A 10,322-nucleotide genomic window follows, 5' to 3' on the forward strand; every position below is an offset into this window, starting at 1 on the left:
TCAACAGCCGCGTCCGACAATATCTATTCTCGTTGACAGAGTTTTTCTCTCTCGCTCGGTGGAGGTAGGTGCGGGAGCACCGGCCCGGTCCGGGCACGCCCGAGGGGCCGCCGGGCCCCTCGTCCCTGGGGCCTCGGGCGACCTGCGGACCGTCGCGGCTCCGATCTCCCTGCCCCCGTCGACGGCGGGGCGGTCGGAGCCCTGAGCGCGTTTCGTTCGTCACGACCATGTGCACGGCCGCCGGCACCGAGGCCCGGGAACGAGGCCTTGGCCGGTGCACGCGGGCCGTGTTGACATAGTGACAGGAGCCACACCAGAGCTTCCAGGGAGGCATGATGCGTGCCGTACGCGTGCACCAGTACGAAAGCCCGCCAACCATCGACGAGGTTCCGGACCCGCACGTGGAAGGGCCGTTGGACGTGCTGGTCGAGGTGAACGCGGCCGGGGTGTGCCGCACCGACCTGCACGTCATCGAGGGCCAGTGGGCGGACAAGAGCGGGGTCCGGCTCCCCTGCACGATCGGCCACGAGAACGCGGGGACGGTCGTGGAGACCGGGTCGGCCGTGACCAATGTGCGCGTCGGGGACCGGGTGATCCTGCATCCGCTGGTCACGTGCGGACTGTGCCGGCCCTGCCGCGCCGGCGACGACGTGCACTGCGAGAACTCGGCCTTCCCCGGGATCGACACCGACGGGGGCATGGCCACCTACCTGCGCACCAACGCGCGCGCCTGCGTGGTTCTGGAGGAGGGCCTGGCCCCGGCGGAGGTCGCGGCGCTGGCCGACGCGGGGCTGACCGCCTACCACGCGGTGCGCAAGGCCGCCCCGCTCCTGCACCCGGGGGCGCACGTGGTCCTCATCGGCGCGGGCGGTCTCGGCCACATCGGGATCCAGTGCCTGTTGGCGATGAGCCCGGCCGACATCACGGTGGTGGACCGGTCGGCCGAGGTGCTCGGGGTCGCCGAGGGGCTCGGGGCACGCGAGACGGTTCTGGCCGACGGCGACCAGGTGGAGAAGGTCCTGGACCTCACCGGCGGGCAGGGCGCCCATGTCGTGTTGGACTTCGTCGGTGAGGACGGCACCGAGCAGGAGGGCATCGCGATGACCCGCGATGCCGGGAGTTACTTCGTCATCGGTTACGGCGGGGCGCTCGGGGTAGCCACCATCGACGTGGTCTCCCGTGAGATCAACGTGGTCGGAAACCTGGTGGGCACCTACAACGACCTGCAGGAACTCATGGCGCTGGCCGCGCGGGGCCGGGTGCACCAGCGCACGCGAACCTATCCGTTCGACCGGGCGTTGGAGGCCCTGGAGGACCTGGACCACGGGCGCCTGCCGGGTATGCGGGCGGTGCTCGAGCCCGTGCCCCTGTGACCCGGGGCCCGCACCACGCCTGAGGTGGACCCGGGGCCCGTGCGGGTTCCTCGCCCGTCACGCGGGGTCGGGGGCCCCGAGCGCGCCCAGCAGGAACTCCATGGTCCGCTCGCGCACGGCGGGCAGCGCGTCCGGGTCCGCGGCGACCTCGTGGACGGCGGCGGCCATGGTCCCGGAGATCAGCCGGGTGGTCAGGCCGGGGTCGCCACCGGCACGGAAGGGGCCGTGCTCGGAGCCGTCCTCGATGATCGCGGTCAGGTCGGCGATGACGCTCGCGAACGGTGCACCGGCGCGGCGGCCGACGTCGTGGGGCAGGGCCCCGTTCAGGCTCTGCAGGAGCAGGTGCCGGTGGGTTCCGGAGACGAAGAAGGACAGCAGGGCACTCACGGTCGCCGACAGGCGCTCGGGCGCCGATCCGGGTTCGCGGGCGATCTCGGAGATCCGTGGGGCCAGGTCGTTCCCTGCGCGTTCGGCCGCGGCCGCGAGCAGGGCCTGTTTGTCGCGCGCGTAGTTGTAGATGGTGTTGCGGGCGATCCCGGCCTCGGCAGCGACCCGGGCCAGGGTGACGGAGTCGGCCCCCTGGGCGGCGAGCAGGTGCTCCAACGCGTCGAGAAGTGATCCCCAGACCAGGTCGTGGTGTTCGGACAGACTGCCCGCCTGAATCCTCGGCATGTCTCCATTGTCAGGGGTGAGGTCCACCGCACAGGTTTTTCACGACTCGTCGTCGCGAAGTAGGGGGTACCGTTTTTACGACGCGAGGTCGCAAAACAAGAGGCCGCACAGGCCCCGGACTCTTCCCCGCCTCACCCTCCGCGGCGGGTGTCCCTGCCCGGAGCGGCCCGCACCGACCGGGGGAACCAACCGGAGGGCCCTGCCCCTCCTCCCCCACCACAGCGAGGAGCACGACATGAGCAGCGACGCACCACTGACCGCCCACAGCACCATCGGCACCTGGCTCGACGATCCACGAGGGCGCCGCGCCATGGAAGGGCTCCTGTCCGCTTCAGGGGTGGACCCCGACTCGCTGGCACCGGTGCGGTCGATGCCCCTGGCCCAGCTCGTCGACCTCAGCCAGGGCGCGCTGACCCGGGAGACCATCGACGAACTCGTCCGCTCGGTCAACGGCGGGGAGATCCCCGAGGAGGAGCCCGGCGCGGTCTGGCGTGAGCGCGTCGTCCCCGGCCGTTTCGAGGGCCGGACCGTCGTCGTCACCGGCGCGGCTTCCGGCATCGGGCGGGCCACCGCCTCCCGTGTCGCGCGCGAGGGCGGCCGTGTCATCGCCGTGGACCTGGCCGCCCAGGGCCTGGAGCAGTTGGCCGCGGAGCTGCCCGACAGCGGCATCGTCCCCGTGACCGCCGACCTCACCCGCCCCGAGTCGATCGAGGGCGTGCTCGAGGCCGCCGGTCCGCGTGTGGACGCGCTGGCCAACGTCGCCGGGATCGTCGACGACTTCTCGCCGCTGCACGAGGTCACCGACGAGGCCTGGGCGAAGATCTTCGCGATCAACGTCGACGGCCTGTTCCGCCTCAGCCGCGCGGTGATCCCGCTGATGCTGGAGACCGGCCGCGGATCGATCGTCAACGTCGCCTCGGAGGCGGCGCTCAAGGCCTCCACCTCGGGTACGGCCTACACCGCCACCAAACACGCGGTCGTCGGCATCACGCAGAGCAGCGCCTTCATGTACGGGCCACGGGGCCTGCGTGTCAACGCGGTCGCCCCCGGCCCCGTCGCCACCGCGATCTCCGGCGGGGTGGCCATGTCGGAGTTCGGGCGCGAGCGCACCGGCGGGTTCATGCAGCTCATGCCGCCGGTCTCCACGGCCGAGCAACTGGCCGCCTCGATCACGTTCCTGCTCAGCGACGACGGCGTCAACATCAACGGTGCCGTCCTGCCTTCCGACGGCGGTTGGTCGGTCCAGTGATCGGAGGCAGCCCGGGAGATCGGCCCTGCGGCGCTCCCGGGCGTGCCTATCCTGTGCTGCATGGCCCACTCACGCCGCTGGCCGCCGTTGAGCAGCGATCTCGCCCAGCGCGTGGTCGATCTGATCGCGCCGACGATCAGCCACAACATCAACGTGATGGACGAGCACGGCACGATCATCGCGTGTCTGGACCCCGAACGGCTCGGCACGCTGCACCGAGGTGCCCAGCGTGTGATGGCCGAGGGGCGCACGATCCGTGTCGAGGACCCCGAACCCGGCACCTCCGACCGGCCCGGGGTCAACGAACCGCTCGTCGTCGACGGTGAACTGCGCGGGGTCGTCGGTGTGACCGGTTCCCCGCAGGTGGTCGCGGCCCTGGCACGAGTCGTGGCGCTGACCGTGCAGCTGCTCGTCGCACAGGAGCACGAACAGGACGCCGCGACCCGGCGCCACACCGACGCCCGCGACCTCATAGCCGCCCTGAGCTCGGGCACCACCCGTCCCGATGCCGCGCGGGTGCGCCTGGCCGCCACCGGGCTGTCCCCTCCCTGGTCGATCACCCTGTGGACCTCGGAGCGACCACGCGAGGACTCCGCCGCGGCCCCTCCCCCTTCGGCCGCGACCGCCGTCGCCCGCATCAACACCGACTCCGGGCGCCGCGCGGCGGTGTTGCACGGGGCGCTCTGGCTCGTCAGTTCCGGCCCGCCTCCCAAGCCCGACGCCGCCGGCCTGCCGCCGAGGAGCCGGCACACCTGCACCGAACCCACCGACGACGTGGAGGTGCTGCTGGCCCACGCCGAGGAGTCCCGAGCCCTGTGCAAGTACGGGGCTCTGATCCCACCCCTCGGCACCGACGGACCGTGGTCGCGCGAGACGGCGGTCGCCGTCGCCCACCTGCCCCGCCGCTCCTTGGAACGCCTGGCCCGGCGCGCGGCGGCGCTCAGCCCGGACCACCGTTCCACCGTCGCCGCGGTCGGCTCGACGATCTCCATGCAGGCTGCCGCGGACACCATGTACGTGCACCGCAACACGCTCCTGCAGCGGGTGGAACGCATCCGGTCGATCACCGGGCTCGACATCCGGCGCGGCGACGACCGCGGCTCACTCGATCTGGCGTTGTACGCACTCACCGCACTGGGCGAATCGCACATAAGTCCTGGATGAAAGCGCAGGAAAACTGGGCGCCATAACGTCGAACCGCACCACATGTGTGCTTAAACTTTCCGACATGTCAAAAGTGGTTCACACGCCTGGCGAGGACGCTCCCGTCCGTGTCGCCGTCCTCCCCGATTCCTTCAAGGGGAGCGCTCGCGCCACCGATGTGGCCGAGGCGATGGCACGGGGGGCCGAGCGCGCCCTGTCCGGTCACCCGGGCGGTGTGCACATCGACACGATGCCCTTCGCCGACGGCGGCGAGGGCACCCTCGACGCCCTGCTGGGTTCCTGGGACACCCCCGTCCTGACCGTGGACACCACCGACGCCGTGGGCCGGCCCACGACCGCCCGCTACGGTCTCTCACCCGACCGCACCCGCGGTGTCGTGGAGGCCGCCGAGGCCAACGGCCTGCCGACCGTCTCCGACGTGCCCCTGCGGCCGCGCACCGCCACCACCCGCGGTATCGGCCCGCTCGTGGAAGCACTACTCGAAGCGGGGGTCGAAGAGATCCTGCTGTGCATCGGCGGTTCGGCCACCACCGACGGCGGAACCGGGCTGCTCAGCGCGCTGGGGGCCCGTTTCCTGGCCGCCGACGGCACCGAACTGCCCGACGGCGGCGGCAGCCTCACCGACCTGGACCGCGTCGACCTGGAGGGGCTGGACCCGCGGGCACGGTCCGTCCGGTGGCGTATCGCCTGCGACGTCACCAACCCCCTGGTGGGCGAACGCGGCGCCGCAGCGGTCTTCGGGCCGCAGAAGGGCGCCGACGCGGAGGACGTGCGCGTGCTCGACACCGGCCTGGGCCGGCTCGCCGACGTGCTCACCGAAACCACCGGGACCGACGTCCGGGGCCGCGAGGGCATGGGGGCGGCCGGGGGCCTGCCTGCTGCTCTGGCCGCGGTCCTGGGCGCCGAGCTCCTCCCCGGCTCCCGCCTGGTCGCCGAGACCCTGGACGCCGAACGGTTGCTGTCCGGGGCCGACCTCGTCATCACCGGCGAGGGCCGCTTCGACCGCCAATCGCTCGACGGCAAGGTCGTGGACGCGGTCCGGCGCATGACCCCCGGCCACGTCCCCGTCCTCGTGGTCGCGGGCAGTGTGGCGGTGGGCCCCGAAGAGCTCGAACACTCCGGGATCACCGCGGCGCTGTCCATCGCGCAAGGGCCCAGCAGCCTCACCCGGATGCAGGAGGACGCCCTCCCCTCCATCACCTGGACGACCTACAACGGTTGCCGGCTCCTGGACTCCCTCGCACCGTCCCGCTCGCAGAAAGAACCACGCCCGTGACCGCGCTCCTCATCCTCCTCGTCCTCGTGGCGGGCATCGTGCTCGTCACCGCCCGGTGGAAGGTCAGCCCCTTCCTCGCGCTCATGGGTGCGGCCCTCCTCGGGGGTTTCGCCTTCGGCCTGCCTCCGACCGAGATCGTCGGAACCATCACCGAGGCCTTCGGCAGCACCCTCGGCAACATCGGCCTGGTGATCCTGTTCGGCACCATGATCGGGGTGATCCTGGAGCGTTCCGGGGCCGCGATCTCGATGGCCGAGGCGCTCATCAAGGTGCTGGGGACCCGCTTCCCGAACCTGACGATGACGTTGATCGGCTACGTCGTCGCCATCCCGGTCTTCTGCGACTCCGGATACGTCATCCTCAACTCGCTGCGCAAGGCCATCACCCTGCGCACCGGGGTGTCGGCCCTGGCCACGTCGATGGCCCTGATGACGGGGCTGTACGCCACGCACACCCTGGTGCCGCCCACACCCGGCCCGCTCGCGGCCGCCGAGAACATCGGCATCACCCACAACCTGGGCCTGATCATCGCCCTCGGCGTGCCGGTGTCGGCGGTCGCGGCGCTGGCCGGCCTGGCCTACGCGAGCTCGTTCAGCCGCAAGGAGTTCACGCCGCTGCCCGCCGAGGAAGGCGACGACCTGGCCGTGCAGCAGTCCTGGGAGGAGTTGCGCGAGAGCTACGGCAAGCTCCCCAACGCATTCCCGGCCTTCTTTCCGATCCTGCTGCCGCTGGTGCTCATCTGCGCCGGCTCCGTGGCGGAGCTGCCCGGCGCCCCCTTCGGTGAGGGCGCGCTCCTCGGCGTGGTGGGTTTCCTCGGCACCCCGGTGATCGCGCTGATCCTGGGCCTGGGCGCCGCCGCCCTGCTGCTGCGGGGCCGCGGCAAGCTCGCCCGGTTCAACGAGCAGATGAACGACTCGGTACGCGTGGCCGCCCCGATCCTGCTCATCACCGGTGCCGGTGCCGCCTTCGGTGCCGTGCTCGGGGCCTCCCCGATCACGGACTTCCTGGAGGACACCCTCAGCAACCTGGGTCTGGGCCTGGCCGTGCCGTTCCTCATCGCCGCCGCGCTCAAGACCGCGCAGGGCTCCTCGACCGTGGCCCTGGTCAGCACCTCGGCGCTGGTCGCCCCGATCCTGCCGGCGCTCGGACTGGGCTCTCCCGAGGGGATGGCGCTGTCCGTGCTCGCCGTCGGTGCGGGCGCGATGGTCGTCTCGCACGCCAACGACTCCTACTTCTGGGTCGTCTCACAGCTGAGCCGGATCCCGGTCGGGACCGCCTACCGCACCCTCAGCATCGCCACCGCGATCGAGGGCACGGCCGCGTTCGCGACGATCTGGGTCATCGGCCGGTTCCTGCTGTGACCCGCTGACCGCACGAGCCGCGCCCCGGGTGGGAATGGTCCCGCCCGGGGCGCGGTGTGTGCGGTCGTGGACCGGGGTCGGCCCATGCAGTCGCGGGTCTCAGCCCATGAGGGTGCGCAGCAGCGTCGCGAAGTCCTCGTCGGAGGTGTACAGCCCGATCTGGCCGCTGTTGTCGTCGACCTCGACGGCGACCTGGGCCAGGCGCGGCGGTTCACCCTCGGCCGTGGCCGGGCGCCACCAGTACAGGTTCTCGGTGATCGGCTTGTCGGCGTCGGCGAAGAACCGGGATCCGAGCTGCTGCAGGGTGCGCATCGCGGACACGGGGTCGCCCTGGCCGAGCTCGTGCGCCATGACCACCGGCGGGGACGGGAACAGCACGAGCGCGCCGTGCGGGGCGTCACCGAGGTGGCGCTCGAGGGCGTGCAGCTGCGCACCGGTGTAGGTGTGCTCACCGCCGATGTGCACGACGGTGGTTCCCAGAGCGTCCATGCTGTCGGCCTGGACCGGCTCCTCGAGGGCCCCGGCCACCGCGTGGGTGAAGGCCTGCAGCTCGGTCAGCCCGTACCCGTCGAGCTGGTCGCGGCGCATCGGCTGGATGCTGTCGGGGAAATCCAGGACGACCAGTTCGTGGACCCCGTCGACGAAGGGCCGCGCCACGAAATGCTCCAGCGCGCCCTCGGGGAAGGCCTCGTCGGGGTACAGGCGCACCCGCAGCTGTCCCTGGCTGCTGCCGGCCGGCTGGTGGCGGGCGAGCTCGGCAACGGCCCCTACCGCGTACCCCTGGGCGCGTTCGAAGGCCTGCTCCTCCTCGAGCCCGTCGAGGGCCTCGATCAGGCCCGCGGCGTCGGCGCGCATGAGGCGGCCGTCCTCCAAGGGCAGCAGGAGGGTGTCGGGGAAGTCGAAACGGGCGTCGATGCCGCGCTCGTCGAAGGCCCGCAGGACCACCTGGCGGGCCTGGTCCTCGGACCGGGGCGGGTAGTGCGTGCCGAAGGCGATACCCCGCTCACGCATCTGCCGCATCATGCCCAGGGCGAGCTGCTCGGCGAGCTCGGGGTGCGCCTCGGGCGGGAAGTCGGCGGCCTGGTCGGCGGCGTCGGCGAAATCGCTGGTGAAGCCCTCGTGTTCGGGAACCTCGATGCGCACGCTCGTCGGTGGGACGAACTCGGCCTCGATCCCGAACCTGTTGAAGGCCGGAACGAGGGTCTCGACGAAGGCGCGCCGGCGATCGGTGTCGGTCATTTCTCTCGGGCGTCCCATCCGGTGCGGGGTGCTGCTCTGTGTCACGAGCGGGGTCGGAAGCCACGGTACCGACGGAACGAGGCAGGACGGGCAGCGAGCGACCTCACCCGGAGCGGCGGGAGGTGGCCACCGGCGCCACCACGATCGCGGCCGCGGAGAAGACCGCCGCCGCACCGAAGACCGCCGGCAACCCCATGAGGGTGATGACCGCGGCCATGAGGACAGGTGTCAGGGTCGTACTGATCCCCTGCAACCAGTTCTGCACGGCCAGGGCGCGCCCGGCCCAAGAGGTTCCGGCCAGCTCCGCGACGGAGGTGAAGGTCAGTCCGTTGTGCCACATGGTCAGCACCAGGCCCGACAGGACCAGCGGCACCGCCGTCCACGACCACAACCCCGGCACCAGGGTCAGCAACACGAGTGAGGTCCCCGACACGATCGCCAGCCACCGCACCGGACGCAGGCGGTCGCCGGTACGGTCCGACCACATCCCCAGGAGCAGGCGGCCCGCCGCACCGGGCACCTGGGCCAGGGCGACGACCACACCTGCTGCGGGCGCGGACCACCCCTGTTCCTGCACCAGATAGACCAGCGCGTAGGTCATCATCGCGACCTGCGGAACACCGAGGAGCATGCTCACCCCGTGCACGCGCCACAGGGTCCAGGTGCGGTAGGGCGAACCGGAAGGTCCGCCCGCTTCGGGGACGTTCTCCCTACCGGTGCGGTCCTGTTCCCCGTCGATCGCGGGCGGGGACGGCGCCGAGGCCACGAGGAGCACCAGCGGCGCGGCCACCAGCGCGAGCACGGCCGGCAGGCTCATCGCCGCGGCGAACCCCCACGCGTCGGCGGCACTGGGCAGGACCAGGGACGAGATGCCCACGCCCAGGGGCAGCGCCGACTGGCGGATCCCCATCGCCAGCCCGCGCTCGGAGGGAGCGAACCAGACCAGGATCAACCGTCCACTGGCCGCGTTCATGGGGCCGCCGACCGCGCCGACCAGGAACAGGACGGCACCGGCCGTCCACAGGCTCGCGACGGTCCACAGGAACCCGAGGGCGCAGGCGGTCATGACCAGGCTCAGCGTCATCGTGACCCGTTCGCCGGTGCGGTCGATGACCACGCCCCACAGGAGCAGGGTCAGGAGCAGACCGAACGAAGGCAGCCCCGCGAGCGCACCCGCCTCCGCGGTCGTGACCCCGAAAGCGTCCCGGAGCTGGGGAAGGACGAAGGGGACGCCGAACATCGCAGACACACTGGAGACCTGGGCCACCAGACTGACGGCCAGGACGGACCAACGGTTGCGCACGAGCATCCGCCCACCCTAGGGACCAACCGATTCGCGGCTCGAGACGGCCCCTGGCGGACCGGGGCAGTGGCTCTCGGCGGGCGGGGACGAGCGGATAGGGGCGAGCGGGTGGATGGGTGGCAAGCGGGTCGAGGCTCGGTGGGGCGCTGGGGGTTGGGGTGTGGTCGAGATGGACCGGCGAAGTGGACCGGCGAAGTGGACCGGTTCAGGTGGGTGGTGTTCGTCGGAGCGTCGAGCTTAGCCCGGCCGGGGCTTCCCGCAACCCGCTTCGGCGCCCCCCCCACATACTCGGGACCTGCCCAAAGGTGCGGGGTGGTGCGGGGTCGGTGTGGGGCGCCTCGGGGTGTGCGGTCCGCCCCTTGACGCGGGGCTGTTGCGCTCTCGCCGCCGAACACCTGCCGGCCGGCCCCCTCATCCGCCGCAGAAGGGGGGGGGCCAACTACCAAACCCCCTGTGGTGGCCACATTGCGACCAACGCTTGCGGCGTGTGCGTGGTGGTTCGCTCCTGCGGAAGCCCTCCTACGGGGGAACAGGCCTGGCCCCGGCACTCCCGGTGGCGCATTGAGGCCGGGGGCGAGTGGCGTGTGCGCTCCCCCGGAAAAGCTTCGGGCTCCGCCCGGGCATTGACAGTGCTCCTGGTAGCACTACAGGCCGGTGTTGGTGCTCGTAAGAGCACTGATACCGG

Annotated in this window: 8 protein-coding genes; 5 read left to right on the plus strand and 3 right to left on the minus strand. The window is 71.6% G+C overall.

Features of this window, described 5'->3' with window-relative positions; all coding sequences use genetic code 11:
- Positions 1-335 precede the first annotated feature (335 nt).
- The gene (locus D473_RS0115360) at positions 336-1,373 is read left to right on the plus strand and encodes an NAD(P)-dependent alcohol dehydrogenase (RefSeq protein WP_026126990.1); all 1,038 of its coding nucleotides are present in this window, start codon (positions 336-338) and stop codon (positions 1,371-1,373) included.
- 57 nt (positions 1,374-1,430) lie between these two features.
- Here the strand turns inward: D473_RS0115360 and D473_RS0115365 are convergent, their stop codons facing one another.
- Positions 1,431-2,045 (minus strand): TetR/AcrR family transcriptional regulator, encoded by a 615-nt coding sequence (locus D473_RS0115365; protein WP_033353439.1) that lies wholly within the window; start codon positions 2,043-2,045, stop codon positions 1,431-1,433.
- Between the two features lie 235 nt (positions 2,046-2,280).
- Between D473_RS0115365 and D473_RS0115370 the strand changes: the two genes are divergently transcribed.
- The 4 genes from D473_RS0115370 (at position 2,281) to D473_RS0115385 (ending at position 7,095) form a co-directional block, all read left to right on the plus strand.
- Entirely contained in the window at positions 2,281-3,294 is a 1,014-nt protein-coding gene (locus D473_RS0115370; RefSeq protein ID WP_017609951.1) for an SDR family NAD(P)-dependent oxidoreductase, read from the plus strand.
- Between the two features lie 60 nt (positions 3,295-3,354).
- Complete coding sequence (locus tag D473_RS0115375; RefSeq protein WP_051043093.1) at positions 3,355-4,458, plus strand: sugar diacid recognition domain-containing protein; 1,104 nt, start codon at positions 3,355-3,357, stop codon at positions 4,456-4,458.
- A 64-nt stretch (positions 4,459-4,522) separates the two neighbouring features.
- Positions 4,523-5,734: a glycerate kinase gene (locus D473_RS0115380; protein ID WP_051043095.1), complete on the plus strand. Its 1,212-nt coding sequence runs from the start codon at positions 4,523-4,525 to the stop codon at positions 5,732-5,734.
- On the plus strand, positions 5,731-7,095 hold the full coding sequence (locus D473_RS0115385; RefSeq protein WP_017609954.1) for a GntP family permease: 1,365 nt from the start codon (positions 5,731-5,733) through the stop codon (positions 7,093-7,095). The genes D473_RS0115380 and D473_RS0115385 overlap by 4 nt, the downstream gene beginning before the upstream one ends.
- Before the next feature lie 99 nt (positions 7,096-7,194).
- On the opposite strand, the gene D473_RS0115390 is transcribed toward D473_RS0115385, so the two are convergent.
- Positions 7,195-8,334 carry a hypothetical protein gene (locus tag D473_RS0115390; protein WP_017609955.1) on the minus strand — a complete coding sequence of 380 codons (1,140 nt, stop codon included), beginning with the start codon at positions 8,332-8,334 and terminating at the stop codon, positions 7,195-7,197.
- Between the two features lie 103 nt (positions 8,335-8,437).
- Positions 8,438-9,643, minus strand: coding sequence for an MFS transporter (locus tag D473_RS0115395; RefSeq protein WP_017609956.1), 1,206 nt, complete (start codon positions 9,641-9,643; stop codon positions 8,438-8,440).
- Positions 9,644-10,322: the final 679 nt, after the last annotated feature.

Source organism: Nocardiopsis xinjiangensis YIM 90004 (assembly GCF_000341145.1).
Taxonomy (GTDB): Bacteria; Actinomycetota; Actinomycetes; order Streptosporangiales; family Streptosporangiaceae; genus Nocardiopsis; species Nocardiopsis xinjiangensis.

Excerpts from the sequence above, each read along its gene's own strand:
- D473_RS0115360 (WP_026126990.1), top strand. The coding sequence starts at position 336 with ATGCGTGCCGTACGCGTGCACCAGTACGAAAGCCCGCCAACCATCGAC.
- D473_RS0115365 (WP_033353439.1), bottom strand. The coding sequence starts at position 2,045 with ATGCCGAGGATTCAGGCGGGCAGTCTGTCCGAACACCACGACCTGGTC.
- D473_RS0115370 (WP_017609951.1), top strand. The coding sequence starts at position 2,281 with ATGAGCAGCGACGCACCACTGACCGCCCACAGCACCATCGGCACCTGG.
- D473_RS0115375 (WP_051043093.1), top strand. The coding sequence starts at position 3,355 with ATGGCCCACTCACGCCGCTGGCCGCCGTTGAGCAGCGATCTCGCCCAG.
- D473_RS0115380 (WP_051043095.1), top strand. The coding sequence starts at position 4,523 with ATGTCAAAAGTGGTTCACACGCCTGGCGAGGACGCTCCCGTCCGTGTC.
- D473_RS0115390 (WP_017609955.1), bottom strand. The coding sequence starts at position 8,334 with ATGACCGACACCGATCGCCGGCGCGCCTTCGTCGAGACCCTCGTTCCG.
- D473_RS0115395 (WP_017609956.1), bottom strand. The coding sequence starts at position 9,643 with ATGCTCGTGCGCAACCGTTGGTCCGTCCTGGCCGTCAGTCTGGTGGCC.